Origin of the sequence: uncultured Rikenella sp., from assembly GCF_910577125.1 — a bacterium.
Taxonomy (GTDB): domain Bacteria; phylum Bacteroidota; class Bacteroidia; order Bacteroidales; family Rikenellaceae; genus Rikenella.
Genome location: NZ_CAJTMN010000047.1, coordinates 1 through 15,623, shown reverse-complemented (window position 1 = coordinate 15,623; position 15,623 = coordinate 1). Strand labels below are relative to the sequence as shown.

The window sequence follows — 15,623 nt, the reverse complement described above, 5'->3', positions numbered from 1 at the left end:
TTGTCCGCGCGCCTTTGGGAAATCTTGTCCAAAGCGCAAGTCGCTTTGAACGATTCCCCTTTTAAGGCGTGGCGCGCGGTCGAGCATGGTGCTGTTCTTGCCCGCGCGCTGGCGGAAATCTTATTCAAACGTGTATCACGCGTTTGAATGATTTCCTACTCCAGCAGTCGCGCGCGGTCGAGCTTCGAGCCGGACGGAACTGCCCTTCGCGGGCGGCGTCCGGGTGACCCCGGCAGGACAGAGCGATACTGCGTATCGCTTACTTATTTGCTGTGCCCCATTCTCTGTTCGCGCGCTGGCGGAAATCTTGTCAAAACGCACAAGTGCATTTTGACGATTTCCCTCTTCAGGCGTGGCGCGCGTCGAGCTTGGTGCTGTTCTTGCCCGCGCGCTGGCGGAAATCTTATTCAAACGTGTATCACGCGTTTGAATGATTTCCTACTCCAGCAGTCGCGCGCGGTCGAGCTTTGCCCCGGATGGAACTGCCCTCGGGCCGGGCAGGCCCCACGTCCCGTGGACGGGCGAAACTGCGTTTCGCTGCGGCCGTGTCGGTAAAATTGGGGTAGAGGCTGCCTGTTAGGGTAGACCCGGCCAATTGTGAGTGCGACACGCCCCGTTTATTCCGAGAGGCAACGCAACTGAAGACCGTAGACGCGGCTGCTCGCGTGGGTGGGACTGAGGTACGTTATGCCGAAATCCAAGTATCTGCTACCGCTACCGCTGACCGAAAACGACCATACGGAACCTTCGCGGCCGACGGCCTGTGGCGCGCCATTGGCTCTTTCGCAGTAGCCCGGGGCGGGCGACCTTTAAGGCCTTTAAGACCCTGCTTCCGACAGCTATGCGTCGATCACCCCCGATCCCACCAGCTCCCCGTCCGGAGCGTACCATGCTGCGAACTGTCCCGCCGTGATTCCCCGCTGCGGTTCGGCGAAGTCGATGACGCCCCAGCCGTCGGCATCGACCCGGAGAGTCGCCCGCTGCAGCGGCTGCCGGTAACGAATCCGCATCAGGTATTCGCGCGGCGCGGTATCTCCGGCCTCCGGCGCCAGATCCGGCCGGATCCAGTGCATCTCGTCCGGCCGAATCCGAAGCCCCGGCCGGTACAGTCCCGGATGCCTCTCGCCCATGCCGACGTAGATGATATTGGCGGCCACATCCGTGGCGATGACGAACAGCGGTTCCGGTTTCCCTCCCACATTCAGCCCTTTGCGTTGCCCGATCGTGTAGAAGTGCGCCCCGTTGTGCTCGCCCACCTTCGTTCCGTCGCTTTCGCGGTAGACATAAGGTGCATACGGGTCGTGCTCCGCATCCGCGTATCTCGCCCAGTCCGCCGGAATCTCGATGATGGCACCGCCCGGCCGAGCCGCCAGCTTCTGTTGCAGAAAGATCGGCAGATCGACCTTGCCGACAAAGCAAATCCCCTGGGAATCCTTGCGTTCGGCCGTGGCCAGCCCCTGTTCCGCCGCAATGCGCCGCACTTCGGGCTTTTCCAGGTTTCCGATGGGAAACAGTGCCTTCGCGAGCTGCTCCTGATTGAGCTGACAGAGAAAATAACTCTGGTCTTTGTTGGGATCGTCGCCCGCGATGAGGCGGTGATAAGTCCGTCCGTCCGCCGGACTGACCACCGTATCCGTTTTGCAGTAGTGCCCCGTCGCCACATAATCGGCCCCCAGCTCCAGAGCCGCCTTCAGAAAGGCGTCGAACTTGATCTCTCGGTTGCACAGCACATCCGGGTTCGGCGTCCGCCCCCGTCCGTACTCGGCGAACATGTAGTCCACGACCCGTTCCCGGTACTGTTCGCTGAGGTCGATGAAGTGGAACTCGATGTCGAGCTTCTTGGCCACCAGTTCGGCGAAAACGCGGTCGTCGTACCACGGACAGTCGCCGGAGAGCGTCCCGGTCGTGTCGTGCCAGTTGCGCATGAACATCCCCACGACGTCGTAGCCCTGTTCCTTGAGCACCCACGCCGCGACGCTCGAGTCGACCCCTCCGGAGAGCCCGACGACGACACGTCTCTTGTCCTTTTTCGGATTGTTTTCCATAAATCGAATCGTTCCGCTCGGAAACGGCTCTCAAAGGTAACGGTTTTCGGCGGGATTTTCGTCTCGCCGGCCCGACGAAACCGTTTCTGATTTTTTTACCACGAACTCCGAAAAATATTACCTTTGTTTACCAGAAAGAATCACTCGTCAAAGCATCGCGTTATGCCGAAAATCTCGCAGACCGGGCTCCACGTCCCGGCCTCTCCCATCCGAAAACTCGTCCCGTATGCCGAGGCGGCCAAACGGCGCGGCGTGCATGTCTATCACCTGAACATCGGCCAGCCGGACATTCCGACGCCGGACGAGGCGCTGGCGGCGATTCGGGAGGTCGATGTCCGGACGATCGCCTATACCCATTCGGCCGGAATCGGAAGCTATCGCGAAGCGTTGGCGCGGTTCTATACGGATCGCGGGCTGCCGCTGACGGCGGAGCAGCTGATCGTCACGACGGGCGGTTCGGAGGCGATTCTGATGGCCATGCTGGCGACGTGCGACTGGGGAAATCAGGTGATTGTGCCGGAACCGTACTATGCCAATTACAACGGTTTCGCTATGGAGGCGGGGATCGAGATCGTGCCGGTGAGGTCGTATATCGAGGATGATTTCGCTCTGCCGCCGATCGAGGAGTTCGAAAAACGCATCACGCCGAAAACGCGTGCGATATTGATCTGCAATCCGAATAATCCGACGGGATACCTGTATAGCGAGGAGGAGATCCTGAAATTGCGGGAGATCGCTTTGCGGCACGACCTGTTCCTGCTGGCGGACGAGGTCTACAGCGACTTCTGCTACAACGGCGCCCGGCATCATTCGGTGCTGGCGCTGCAAGGGGTGGACGAGCATGTGGTGATGATGGACTCGATTTCGAAGCGGTTCAGTATGTGCGGGGCGCGGATCGGGGTGTTGGCGAGCCGGAACCCGGCGGTGATCGATGCGGTTTTGCGCATGGGGCAGGCGCGGTTGTGTGCGCCGTATGTGGGCCAGGTGGCGGCCGAGGCGGCGTTGAGGGCGTCGAAAAGCTACTTTACCACGGTGCATAACGAGTACGAGGCGCGTCGGAATTTTATGATCGGTGCGCTGAACCGGATGGAGGGGGTGCGCTGTCCGATGCCGCGGGGGGCGTTCTACGCGATAGCGGAGCTGCCGGTGGACGATGCGGATCGGTTCGCACAGTGGCTGCTGGAGGAGTTCGAACTGGACGGGCGGACGGTGATGGTGGCTCCGGCATCGGGCTTCTATTCCGACCCGGCGGCGGGACGCAGGCAGGTACGTTTGGCGTATGTCCTGAACATCGATGATCTGCGGGGTGCGATGGAGGTATTGGAACAGGCTCTGAAGGTCTATCCGGGCCGTTGCTGATTTGCATGCTATCAAGTTGTATTTGTACTCTTTTCTTTGAGCCGGACGGAACCGTACCTTTTCTGAAGAAAAGGTACCCAAAAGACTTTTAGATAGCTACGCTCCTCCTTAGGCTCCGCAAGCATCCTCTAAAGTTTTTTTGGTTCTTTTTGTTCACAAAAAGAACAGTACCCTCCTGTTCCAGATAGAGAGACTGAATAATACTTGATGATGCAGTATCCGACGATCGGACGATATGTCGAGACCCTATCGAATCCCGAGGGGCTGTTCCGCAGCCTGTCGGGACTTTCTGTTTCTGCACCCGTTGAATTTTCGGCCGGAGCGTACGGTGTTGTTTTCCGGGTCGGCGTGGAGGGGCATCCGCATGCCTTGAAATGCTTCACCCGTCATCAGCCCGGTCGGGCAGACGCCTATCGGCGGATCGTGCGGAGTCTGAACCGGGCCCGGGCCGAAGGCGGCGCGGGTGAGCGGCATTTGGTAGCTGTCGAGTGGCTGGACGACGAGCTGATCGTTTTCGACGACGACGGACACGCCGCCCGTTACCCGGCCCTGCTGATGGAGTGGGCCGAGGGAGAGACCCTGACGAAACGGATGGCCGCAGCCGTTGCCGCGGCCGATACGGAAGAGCTGGGACGGTTGTCTGCGGCTTTCGACCGGCTGGCTTTGTGGCTGTTGGCACAGCCTTTCGCCCATGGCGACCTGAAACCCGACAACCTGATCGTCCGGCCCGACGGCGAACTGATCCTGGTCGATTACGACGGTCTCTACCTGCCCGATATGGCCGGCGAGCGGGCTCGGGAGAACGGAACCGAGGGATTTCGGCCTCCGGGTCGCGGCGAGACCGCGTTCGATGAGCGGATAGACGACTTTTCGATTGCGCTGATTAGCCTGACCCTGAGCGTGCTGGCCCGTTGGCCGGAGCTGTACGACCGGTTTCGTCCTTCGACCGGCCTGTTGTTCGACCCTTCGGACTTGGTGGCGGGTCGTTGTCCGGTGGACGCTTTTCTGCGGCAGACCGAATGGGCTTCGCTCCCGTTGTTGGAGGCTTTGAGACGCGGAGAACGGCGGATCGAAGGGTTGGCCGGCATGCTGACGGGAGCGGATTCGGTGCGATCGCTCTCCGCGGCCGTGTACGATTATTGCGGCGAGGCGGGACGCGAGGGGATTCGGCTGGTGCGCAGGGGAGGGAAGTACGGTTTTGCGGCCGGCGACGGGACGTTGGTGGCGGAGTGTCGTTATGACCGGGCGCGGGAGTTCTCGGAGGGAGCGGCAGCGGTGTGTCTGGAGGGGCGGTGGGGCTTTATCGGGCCCGATGGCAGCTGGTTGCGGGAGCCGGAGTACGACGATTGCGGCGATTTTTCCGAAGGTATCGTGCCGGTCAGCATCGGCGGGCGTTGGAGTTATGCGGACGGGGAGTTTCGGCTGCTGTCGCGGCCGCGGTTCGACGATGCGTGGTCGTTTTCGGAGGGACGGGGAGTGGTGCGGAAGGGTTCGAAATACGGTTATGTCGGGCCGGATGGACGGATGGCGATTCCGGCGCGTTACGATTTCGCGCAGCGGTTTTCCGAGGGGGCGGCTTGTGTGATGATGAACGGATTGTACGGCTTTATCGATCGCCGGGGACGGTGGAGGGTGGAACCGCAGTTCGACTACGCGCGGTCGAAACACGACGGTCGGGTCTATGTCGAACGCGACGGGAAGGGGTACGAGATCGAGTTGTAAAGCAATGAAAACGGGCGATTCTTTTACATAAAAGAATCGCCCGCTCCGGTCTTAATCGCGGAGTGCGCGTGTCACGCCTTGTTCCGAATATACTCGTCGATTGCCCGTGCCGCCTGCCGTCCGGCCCCCATGGCCAGAATCACCGTAGCCGCGCCCGTCACCGCATCGCCTCCGGCAAAAACTCCCTCCCGGCTCGTCGCCCCCAGATCGCTCGCCTCGATACACCCGCGGCGCGTCACTTCCAACCCCGGCGTAGTCGCCGCAATCAGCGGATTGGGCGAAGTCCCGAGGGCCATAATCACCACGTTGCAAGGAATGTCGAACTCCGATCCTTCGACCGCTACCGGCGATCGTCGACCCGATTCGTCCGGCTCGCCCAGCTCCATCCGCACGCATCGGATGCCTGTCACCCACCCCTGTTCGTCGCCGACGATCTCCACCGGGTTGGTCAGCATTCGGAACTCGATCCCCTCTTCTTTGGCGTGGTGCACCTCTTCGCGCCGGGCAGGCAGCTCGGCTTCCGACCGCCGGTAGACGATAAAGGCCTCAGCTCCCAGCCGTTTCGCCGTCCGCACGGCGTCCATCGCCACATTTCCGCCCCCGACGACAACCACCCGGTCGCCCGTATAGATCGGTGTGTCATACTGTTCGTCATAGGCGTGCATCAGGTTCGTACGGGTCAGGAACTCATTGGCCGAGACCACCCCGTTGAGGTTCTCGCCCGGAATGCCCATGAATCGCGGCAGTCCGGCTCCCGAGCCGATAAAGACCGCCTCGAATCCCTCTTCGTCCATCAGCTGATCCACCGTCACCGTCCGTCCCACCACCACGTCCGTCTCGATCTTCACCCCCAACCGGCGGACGTTTTCGATCTCCGGCTCCACAACGCCTTTTTTCGGCAGCCGGAACTCCGGAATCCCGTATTCCAGCACCCCGCCCGGCCGGTGCAGCACTTCGAAAATCGTCACCTCATATCCTAATTTGGCCAAGTCCGCCGCGCAGGCCAGACCCGCCGGCCCCGAGCCCACGACGGCCACCCGATGTCCGTTGGCCGGTGCCGCTTCGGCCAGTGTCAGGCGGTGTTCCCGCCCCCAGTCTCCCACGAAGCGTTCCAGCTTGCCGATCGCTACCGGCTCTCCCTTTACGCCCAGAATACACGACCCTTCGCACTGACTCTCCTGCGGGCAGACCCGTCCGCAGACCGACGGCAGCAGCGAGTCGCGGGCGATCACCCGCGCCGCTGCGGCGATATCTCCGTCGACGATGCAGCGGATGAAGTCGGGTATCCCGACCGACACCGGGCACGCCTCGACGCACCGCGGCTTTTTGCAGTTGAGACACCGGCTCGCTTCCAAAGTCGCCTCGTCGAGATTGTAACCGTAACAGACCTCCTCGAAATTCGTCGCCCGTACTTTCGGATCCTGCTCCCGCACAGGAACTCTGGGTATTTTGTTTGCCATGGTAAATCTTTCTTTTCAGTTCGTTACAATCCGATGTTGCATTTGTGTCCCGCTGCGCGTTCGGCTTCGATCGCTTTTTTCCGCTCTTCGATCGTACGGTACATGCCCTGCCGCCGCATCGCCTCGTCGAAATCGACCTGATGGGCGTCGAATTCCGGCCCTTCGACGCAGGCGAAGCGGGTCTTCCCGCCGACGGTCACCCGGCAGGCGCCGCACATCCCGGTGCCGTCCACCATCAGGGTGTTGAGGCTCACGATGGTCGGTATGTTCAGTTCCTTGGTGGTCAGGGCGACGAATTTCATCATGATCATCGGCCCGATGGCCACCACGCAGTCGAAGTGTTTCCCGTCGTTCACGACCAACTCTTTCAATAGGTTGGTTACAAGGCCTTTGTATCCTTTCGAACCGTCGTCGGTGGCGATGTGCACGTTCGGGGTCAGGGCGCGGAACTCCTCTTCGAGCAGGACGAGGCTTTCGTTCTTGGCGCCGATGATGACGTCGGCCTGTATGCCTCGTTCGGCGAGCCTTTTGACTTGCGGATAGACCGGTGCGGCGCCCAGTCCGCCGGCAACGAACATGAATTTCGTGGCGGCGAGTTTATCGGGGCTATAGTGGATGAATTCGGAGGGGTGTCCGAGCGGCCCGACGAAGTCGGCGAAGCTGTCCCCTTCTTCGAGGGCGACGATCCGCATGGTGGAGGCTCCGATGGCCTGGATGACGATGGTCACGGTGCCCCGTTCGGCGTCGTAGTCGCAGATGGTCAGCGGAATGCGTTCTCCTTTTTCGTCTACGATGACAATCAGGAACTGACCGGGCTGTGCGGCCCGGGCCACACGCGGCGCTTCGACCTCCATCAGGTAGATGGCGGGAGCGAGCTGACGTTTTTTCAGGATACGAAACATAGGGTTCAAAAAGTCGTTGTTTTTCGGATGGATGGGGACAAAGGTAAGGAATTGGGCGGTATCTGCCTACTTTGCTCCGGCAGGATGTTGGTTTCTTAACAGGTTTGTGAGATTTTGTTGGATTTTGTGTGGCGCGCGGACAGAGAATGGTTCGAAGAGTTGGGCTGACCCAGCCATTTGCCCACCGCGGGCACGCGGGGCCCGCCCGGCCTGAGGGCAGTCGAAGCTCGACCGTCGCCCGCCCGCTTAAAGAGGGATTTCGCTCGTTTTGCGGTGAGCAAAATCGAGATGAAATCCCTGCGGGCGACGGCAAACGCGGCGGAGCGACAGCGGAGCCGCAGTGAGGCGGACACGGGACGGAGTCTTAGGCTGAGAGCGAGTAGCGCGATTCCGAGAGGAATCGCCGGGCCTGCGCGCTGGGCCTTCGGCCCACCCGGGGAGCGCGCAGCCCGAACCCGACAGACGGCTGGGCCAAACTTTTGCGGTTCGCAGAACCGCGCGGGCCGAAGCCTCCCGCAGCGGAGGCCCGCAACTGACGTTGCTTTGGGCCCCGCAGGCTTCGGCCTGCTTTGGATGGAGACTGCCATTATAAAAAGACGCCGCGTCCCGTTTATTCCGAGAGGCAACGCAACTGAAGACCGTAGGCACGGTCGTCCGTGTGGCATGGATTGAGAACCTGCGGGCCGAAATCAAGAAAATATGCCGAAATACCGTAAACGGTGGATGACCAGACAAAACCGTACTGGCCGTTGAACCACCAGTCGCCCAAATAACCGTTGTGGCCCGCATCGCGGAAGCCCGGGGCGGAGGTTATCCCCCTCAAAGGACGGCACAGCGGAATCAGGAAACCCGAAATTCATTACTTTTGTCCGAACAACACCACAGAACCATGACACAGGAGGAACTCTTTAAAAAACTCATCGCACACAGCAAAGAATACGGATTTATCTTCCCCTCCAGCGAGATATACGACGGACTCTCGGCCGTTTACGACTACGGCCAGCTCGGCGTCGAGCTCAAGAACAACATCAAGCGCTACTGGTGGGACGCCATGACCAAACTCCACGACAACATCGTCGGGATCGACGCCGCCATCTTCATGCACCCCAAGACCTGGGAAGCTTCGGGGCACGTCGGCGCCTTCAACGACCCGCTCATCGACAACAAGGACAGCAAGAAACGGTATCGCGCCGACGTGCTGATCGAAGACTGGATCGCCAAACAGGACGAGAAGATCGAAAAAGAGGTGGCCAAGGCTGCGAAACGCTTCGGCGACGCTTTCGACGAGCAACAATTCCGTACGACTAATGGGCGTGTGCTGGAATTGAAAGCCAAGCGCGACGCTGCGCATGCCAAGATGACCGAAGTGCTCAACGCCAATGACTTGGCCGGTGTCAAGGCGCTGATCGAAGAGCTCGAAATCGTCTGTCCGATCAGCGGGACGAAGAACTGGACCGACGTGCGGCAGTTCAACCTCATGTTCAGCACCCAGATGGGTTCCACCGCAGAAGGAGCCAGCATCGTCTACCTGCGGCCGGAGACCGCGCAGGGGATTTTCGTCAACTTCCTGAACGTGCAGAAGACCGGGCGGATGAAGATTCCGTTCGGGATCGCCCAGATCGGGAAAGCCTTCCGGAACGAGATCGTCGCCCGGCAGTTCATCTTCCGCATGCGCGAGTTCGAACAGATGGAGATGCAGTTCTTCGTCAAACCCGGCACCGAGATGCAGTGGTTCGAACACTGGCGCCAGTTCCGGATGAGCTGGCACCGTGCCTTGGGCTTCGGCGACGACCACTACCGCTTCCATGACCACGAAAAGTTGGCACACTATGCCAACGCCGCTACCGACGTGGAGTACGAATTCCCGTTCGGCTTCAAGGAGGTCGAAGGGATTCACTCGCGGACCGATTTCGACCTCTCGCAGCACGCCAAATTCTCCGGCAAGAAGATCCAGTACTTCGACACCGAGAGCGGGGAGAGCTACACCCCGTATGTGGTCGAAACCTCGATCGGGGTCGACCGGATGTTCCTGCAGGTTTTCTCGGCCGCTTACACCGAGGAACAGCTCGACGGGGGGGATTCGCGCATCGTGATGCGCTTCCCGGCGGCCTTGGCGCCGGTCAAGGTGGCTGTGCTTCCGCTTGTTAAGAAAGACGGGCTGCCGGAGATCGCCCGCGGGATTGTGAACGACCTGAAATTCGACCACTACGTACAATACGACGAAAAGGATTCGATCGGGAAGCGGTACCGCCGGCAGGATGCCATCGGGACGCCGCTCTGCGTGACCGTCGACCACCAGTCGGCCGAAGACGGAACCGTGACCGTCCGGCACCGGGATTCTATGCAGCAGGAGCGTGTGGCTATCAAGGATCTGCCGGGGATTGTGCACGACATGGTCAGCCTCAAAGGGCTCTTCGCCAAGCTGGTGAAGTAGTTCCGAGCCGATCGGGAACCGATTGCGAAAGTTCCGGATTTCATCGCGAAATCCGGAACTTTTCGTTATATTTACTCCTCTGTTGAAACCAGTGGAAACCATGAACGCCAGCAAAAATTATCTTCTTGCCACCCTGCTCGCCTTCGGCGGGCTCGGCGCGTCGGCCCAGACCGGACAACCCGATATCGAACTCGACACCCGGTGGGTCGAGACCAGCCTCGAGGTCAACGCGACCAAACGCACGCCCGGGAGCTATACCCTGGTGGTGCGCTTCTCCCAGCTCGAGAACACCCGCCAGTCGCCCGTCTATAAGACCGTCCTGCGGAGCGCCGGCCAGAAACTGCTGACCGTCACGCCGGTGCAGCCGGAGCGGCCGGTGAGGTGCAGCTATACGTACTCCTATATCCGCGGTTACCGCAGCCCGAAACTCGACAGCGCATTCGTCTACCGGCTGCCTTACAGCACGACGAAAGGGGAGGCGGTCAGAGCCCTCTCGCTGTTCAACCTGAACCAGCGCTACTTTAACGGTCAGCCGGTGCGGGGATGGAGCGCTTGGGAGTTTCGCCTCGCGCCGGGCGACACGGTCTTCGCCATGCGGAAAGGGCTGGTCGTCGAGGTGCACGACGGCGAGGAGCCGGCCGACCGGGGGGTGGCGTCGACCTACCGGAGCCGGGCCAACAGCGTGCTGGTCGAACAGCCGGACGGGACATTGTGCCGGTATGAAGTGCTGGAGAAGGGCAGCATCGCCGTCCGGCCGGGAGATATGGTCTATCCCGGCACGCCGATCGCCCGGGCCGGAACCTATTATGAGGGGGGAGAGCATCAGGTGCGGATCGCCGTCTATTTTCCGGACGAGAATCCGAACTACCGTCCGGGGGATCCGAACAACGGCTCGGTGTTCGAGTGGGTGTACTATGCTCCGCGGTTCGCCACGGCGCAGGGAGAGATCCGGCTGCAACACGGCCGCACCTATCGGGCGGTCTCGTCGCCGGAGCTGGTGCAGCGCGAGATGACGAAACGCGAAATCAAGCAGCGTGCGGCGAAATAGCGCGTCTGCCGGGGTTCCGGATAAAAAAGGGCAGAGGAGGGATAAATGCTGAGAGGCAACGCAACTGAAGACCGTTGGCCCGGTTCGTCGTGTTGCTGGGGTTGAGTTCCGTCGCGTTGAAGTTCAAGTACATGCCACGGTAGTGGTCGCCCGAATCGTAGGACGTGGACGACCAGCTGTACCCGTTGTTGCCGACGTTCCACAACGCGCCCTCGCCGTTGCCGCGGTTGCCCGGGGTGCCCCCTGAACCGGCAGTCGCTCGAATCGGCCCGGTCGGGAACGAAGCCCGACGCAGGCGTGCCCGGCTTGTCGCTTGCCCGTTCCGGGAACGGGTTTCGCGTGTGCGGGGCTCCGTAACTAACGCTCCGTCCGGCGATCCGTCGCCGTCCGAAGCCTGGTCAGTGGACTGCTGAATTTATCACTCGCGCTGGCTGCACCCCGTAGGCGCAGCCACTCTTGGAGTTTCTGTCCGTACCTCTGCCCGTCTTGTTCCGGCGGGGATATGCCTGCCGGCGTGGATTTGTCCGGCGGATGAGGCAAAGTTAGCAAAGTTCGTCGCGATTTCGGACACCGGGTGTCTCGTTTGGGTAAAAGTGCTCTTGTCGAGGTAGCTTAGGGTAGAGGTGACCGGTTTGTTGGGGTAGAGGCTGCCGATTCCGAGTGCCGGGAGGCACCGCCCGCGCGGCGTAAGCGCAGTACCCTCAAACCAATCGCGCGCCGCCGCCTTAAAAGGGAAATCGTTCAAACACGCAATCGTGTTTGAACAAGATTTCCCCCAGGCGCGCGGATAAAGAACGGTTCGAAGAGTTGGGCTACTCCAACCAATTGCCCACCGCGGGCACGCGGGGCCCGGCCGGCCCGAGGCCAGTCGAAGCTTGACCGCGCGCCGCTGCCTTAAAAGGGAAATCGTTCAAACACGCAGTCGTGTTTGAACAAGATTTCCCCCGGCGCGCGGAAAATCCGTCGCCCGCCCGCTTGAAGAGGGATTTCGCTCGTTTTGCGGTGAGCAAAATCGAGATGAAATCCCAGCGGGCGACAATAAGTGGCGGAGCGACAGCGGAGCCGCAATGAGGCGGACACGGGACAGAGAACAGGGCTTTGCTTTGGGCGGAGATTGTTCTTTGGGCTGCGAGCGAATAGCTAAGTCCCCGTGGCAACGGTCGGCCCGCAGCCCCCGGATGCGGAGGGGACGCACAGCGTCTTTTACTGGCCGCCTCGGCCTTAATATTCGTTCTCCGCTGGCTGCGGCCGAAAACAAATTGGCCGTGCTCTTGCGACCTGCAAGGTCGCCGGCCTCGTCACCCAGGCGCAAAGCGCCTCGGGGGGGGCAGGACGAACCCGGAAGGATGGACTTTTGAGGGTTGGGCCGGAGCCTGCGGGTGTCCGAACGAGCATCGCGAAGTTGCAGGCCTCCCCCAGCGGGAGGCACTCGGGGGGCCAATATTAGGAGCTGCCTTATTGGGGTAGACCCGGCTAGGGTAGTGGCTGCCAATTGCGAGTGCGGTACGCACCGCCCGCCTCGGCTTCCGCAGCGCTCGGCCGGCATTCTCTGGCGCAGACCGGCGAAAACTGCGGAATAATTGCCAAAAATCATTATCTTTGCCCCTGATTTTCTGGAATCGAAAACTTCATAAACTCATATCGAACGATGAAAAAATTATTGATCGTAGCCGCTGCCGGCATGATGGCAGCTGTCGGAGCAACCTCTTGCGGCGGCAACGCCAAAATGACCACCGACACCGACTCGCTCGCCTACTCGGCCGGGATCGTGCTCGGGACGATGGCCTACCGGATGGACTCCACGATGAACCCGAACCTCATTGCGGCAGCCATCAAGGACGTCTATGCCAAGAAAGGCAAAATGACCGACCTCGAAGCCGATGCTTTCATGCGTGAATACATGATGAACAAATTCATCCGCGAAAGCGCCGCCAAGAATACCGAATTTTTCGAAAAAGCAGAGAAAGAAGGGGCCCAGACCTCGCCCAGCGGCTTGGCATACAAGATCGAAAACGCAGGGTCGGATCGGAAAGTAGCCGTGGGCGACTCGATCTACGCCAAATACAAACTCACCCTGCCCGACGGTCAGGTCGTGGAAGAACAGACCGAATCCGTTCCCTTCCTGCTGGAAGAAGGCAAACTCATCAAAGGCTGGATCGAAGGGATGCAGCTCGTGGGCGAAGGCGGTAAAATCACCCTTTTCGTGCCGGCAGACCTCGCTTACGGCGAACAGGGACACGGCCCGATCGCACCGAACCAGGCTCTGCAATTCGACATCGAAGTGACCAAAGTCGTTCCGGGACAGGGGGCGGCTAAGTAAGCTCCGCATACGTTGAATTATCCGATTGTCGATCTTCCCCGGGAGGCTCGTTGCGCCTTTCGGGAAAGGTCGATTTTTGTCTTTGTTTGATTTTAAACGCAGAAATAGCTACCTTTGCCGTAGATTAAGCCGAAACATCCAGCATGAAACGAGCCGAAATACACACCGTCCGAGGCGTGATGAAAGTCGAACTCTACGACCGCGAAGTGCCCGGCACGACGGCCAACTTCTGTAAACTGGCCGAGAGCGGATTCTACGACGGGCTGACCTTTCACCGGGTGATTCCGGAATTCGTCATCCAGGGCGGATGCCCGAACGGCGACGGACGGGGCGGCCCGGGATACACCATCCCGTGCGAGACCGAGTGCGAACGACAGTATCACGACCGCGGCGTGCTCTCCATGGCACATGCGGGGCGGAATACCGGCGGATCGCAGTTCTTCATCTGCCACAACCGGCAGAATACGGCACATCTGGACGGGGTGCATACCTGTTTCGGCCGTGTGTACGAAGGGCTGGAGGTGATCGACGCGATCCGTCAGGGAGACGTGATCGAAAAGATCGTCATCCTGCCGGACGACGCGAACGGCACGGGCGGAGGAGAGGGCGAAAAGTAAGATTTAGTTAATCGAAAGGAACGATTATGGATTTGGAACTGACTGTAAACATGCTTCTTCCGGTGGTGAAGGGCCAGAGCGCACGCGGTGAGTGGACGAAACAAGAGGTGATTTTCGAAATTCCGGGAGAATACAGCCGGAAACTATGCGTAGGATTCTGGAACGACCGCGCGGTGGATGCCGCCGCATTGCGGCCGGGAGACCGGGTGGCGCTGAGCGTCAATATCGAATCCCGCGAGTACAACGGACGCTGGTACACCGAAGTGCGGGCCTGGCGGATGAGCCGGCTCGACGTCGTGCAGCAACCGGCTCAGGCTATGGGGCAGGGAGCTCCGACAGCTGCGCCTGCCGCCGCTGCTCCTGCGGCTTCGGGGTATACGGCTGCGGCGCCGATGAGTGCGGCGACGGCACCGGAGACCACTTCGGCTGATGAGGTGGATGACCTGCCTTTCTAATCGGTCGCGGGACGATAGATTTTCCCCTGTTTCCGGATGTTATCCGGAGGGATTCAGCGAGGGACAAACACCGATGTGTTTGTCCCTCGCTTTTCTCAAATACCCATGCCGGGCCGTCACAGCCCGGCTTCCATCCGTTGCCGTTTCGGCAAAGCGCGAAGCGTCTCGCCATAGGCATGGTCGATCATCTCGCAGATCTGGCCGTCGGTCAGGTGCGGCCCGCCCAGACGGATTCCGTTCCAGTGCCTTTTATTCATGTGCCATCCCGGTTCGATCTCTTCGGGATACCGGTCGCGGAGCTCTTCGGCCCGCTCCGGTTCGCACTTGAGGAGCAGGTAGTCCGGCCGTTCCAGCGCGCACAGTGCAAAGATGCGCCCATGTTTTTCGGGGGTATCCCCCAGTCGGAAGACAAGGGTTTCGCCGTCGAACGGGAAAGCCTCGGTCACGCCGGGCTTCTCCAGACAATAGTCTCGAATCGTCTCTATATTCATGTGTGCAAGTTACGCTTTTTTCGGACAAATCGGTGTGATGTGTTGAATGCCGCGGAAGCCCGGGGCGGGGGGCTGTTTCGGGTCGGCGCCGCTCGGCACTCGAAGGCTTCCTGTCGGTTCGGGCCGCGCGCTCCGGGGGTGGGCCGAAGGCCCAGCGCGCAGGCCCGGCGATTCCTCTCGGAATCGCGATATTCGCTCTCGTCCTCAAGTATTGCCCCGTGTCTGTCTCACTGCGGCTCCGCTCCCGCTCCGCCGCCTTGCGCATTTTTCCGCGCGCCTTACGCGATTCATACTATTTCAGCGACAGCCGAAATAGTTGAATCGCTTCTTAAGGCGTGGCGCGCGGGCGAGCTTTGAGCCGGACGGAACTGCCCTCGGGCCGGGCTGGCCCCGCTTAAATAAGGCAGTGATAACCCTAGTAAAAGCCCCTGTGGGGTCCCGCGGTGGGCAATTGGCCGTTTCTACTTCTAAGAAAATCGCCGGGGGATTTTCAAGGGGGATGCGAGTCCCCCTTGAATGTGCTCTTTGCCTACTTTCTACCACATAGTAGAAAGTAGGGGCCCCCGCGGCCCGAGCGGAGCAAAGAAAAGAGATTGATATAGAACCCAAAGACGGAGGGCCGAACCACGTTAGGTAAATCAGACTTTTTCCGTGCGCCTTGGGAAATCCTGTCAAAACGCACAGGTGCATTTTGACGATTTCCCTCTTAAGGCGTGGCGCGCGGTTGGTTTGAGGGTACTGCCCTTACGCCGGGCGGGCGGTGCGTGCCG

The 15,623-nt window shown here is 60.4% G+C and carries 13 protein-coding genes; 7 read left to right on the top strand and 6 right to left on the bottom strand.

Annotated elements, in window-relative coordinates:
• Positions 1-839 precede the first annotated feature (839 nt).
• Positions 840-2,045 (bottom strand): tRNA 2-thiouridine(34) synthase MnmA, encoded by a 1,206-nt coding sequence (gene mnmA, locus QZ292_RS06400; RefSeq protein WP_294599445.1) that lies wholly within the window; start codon positions 2,043-2,045, stop codon positions 840-842.
• Positions 2,046-2,207: 162 nt separating this feature from the next.
• On the opposite strand from mnmA, the gene QZ292_RS06395 reads away from it, so the two are divergent.
• Complete coding sequence (locus tag QZ292_RS06395) at positions 2,208-3,404, top strand: pyridoxal phosphate-dependent aminotransferase (protein ID WP_294599442.1); 1,197 nt, start codon at positions 2,208-2,210, stop codon at positions 3,402-3,404.
• A gap of 207 nt (positions 3,405-3,611) precedes the next feature.
• A complete protein-coding gene (locus QZ292_RS06390) occupies positions 3,612-5,126 on the top strand; it encodes a WG repeat-containing protein (RefSeq protein ID WP_294599439.1) in 1,515 nt (504 codons plus the stop codon).
• 71 nt (positions 5,127-5,197) lie between these two features.
• Here QZ292_RS06390 and gltA read toward each other — a convergent pair whose 3' ends face one another.
• From gltA to QZ292_RS06375, 3 genes are all read right to left on the bottom strand, one after another.
• Positions 5,198-6,586, bottom strand: coding sequence for an NADPH-dependent glutamate synthase (gene gltA / locus QZ292_RS06385; RefSeq protein WP_294599435.1), 1,389 nt, complete (start codon positions 6,584-6,586; stop codon positions 5,198-5,200).
• A 23-nt stretch (positions 6,587-6,609) separates the two neighbouring features.
• On the bottom strand, positions 6,610-7,488 hold the full coding sequence (locus QZ292_RS06380; protein ID WP_294599447.1) for a sulfide/dihydroorotate dehydrogenase-like FAD/NAD-binding protein: 879 nt from the start codon (positions 7,486-7,488) through the stop codon (positions 6,610-6,612).
• Positions 7,489-8,098: 610 nt separating this feature from the next.
• Positions 8,099-8,311, bottom strand: coding sequence for a hypothetical protein (locus QZ292_RS06375; protein ID WP_294599433.1), 213 nt, complete (start codon positions 8,309-8,311; stop codon positions 8,099-8,101).
• 66 nt (positions 8,312-8,377) lie between these two features.
• Here QZ292_RS06375 and QZ292_RS06370 point away from each other — a divergent pair, with 66 nt between their 5' ends.
• Complete coding sequence (locus QZ292_RS06370) at positions 8,378-9,922, top strand: glycine--tRNA ligase (RefSeq protein WP_294599429.1); 1,545 nt, start codon at positions 8,378-8,380, stop codon at positions 9,920-9,922.
• Positions 9,923-10,022: 100 nt separating this feature from the next.
• Positions 10,023-10,970: a hypothetical protein gene (locus tag QZ292_RS06365; RefSeq protein WP_294599426.1), complete on the top strand. Its 948-nt coding sequence runs from the start codon at positions 10,023-10,025 to the stop codon at positions 10,968-10,970.
• Here the strand turns inward: QZ292_RS06365 and QZ292_RS06360 are convergent.
• A complete protein-coding gene (locus tag QZ292_RS06360; RefSeq protein WP_294599423.1) occupies positions 10,948-11,175 on the bottom strand; it encodes a hypothetical protein in 228 nt (75 codons plus the stop codon). The genes QZ292_RS06365 and QZ292_RS06360 overlap by 23 nt on opposite strands.
• 1,443 nt (positions 11,176-12,618) lie before the next feature.
• Here QZ292_RS06360 and QZ292_RS06355 point away from each other — a divergent pair.
• The 3 genes from QZ292_RS06355 to QZ292_RS06345 all read left to right on the top strand — a co-directional run bounded on the left by QZ292_RS06355 (position 12,619) and on the right by QZ292_RS06345 (position 14,362).
• Positions 12,619-13,290: an FKBP-type peptidyl-prolyl cis-trans isomerase gene (locus QZ292_RS06355; protein WP_294599420.1), complete on the top strand. Its 672-nt coding sequence runs from the start codon at positions 12,619-12,621 to the stop codon at positions 13,288-13,290.
• A gap of 143 nt (positions 13,291-13,433) precedes the next feature.
• Positions 13,434-13,907: a peptidylprolyl isomerase gene (locus tag QZ292_RS06350; protein ID WP_294599417.1), complete on the top strand. Its 474-nt coding sequence runs from the start codon at positions 13,434-13,436 to the stop codon at positions 13,905-13,907.
• Between the two features lie 26 nt (positions 13,908-13,933).
• Positions 13,934-14,362, top strand: coding sequence for a DUF3127 domain-containing protein (locus QZ292_RS06345; protein WP_294599415.1), 429 nt, complete (start codon positions 13,934-13,936; stop codon positions 14,360-14,362).
• Positions 14,363-14,478: 116 nt separating this feature from the next.
• Here QZ292_RS06345 and QZ292_RS06340 read toward each other — a convergent pair whose 3' ends face one another.
• Positions 14,479-14,853, bottom strand: coding sequence for an MmcQ/YjbR family DNA-binding protein (locus tag QZ292_RS06340; RefSeq protein ID WP_294599413.1), 375 nt, complete (start codon positions 14,851-14,853; stop codon positions 14,479-14,481).
• Positions 14,854-15,623 lie beyond the last annotated feature (770 nt).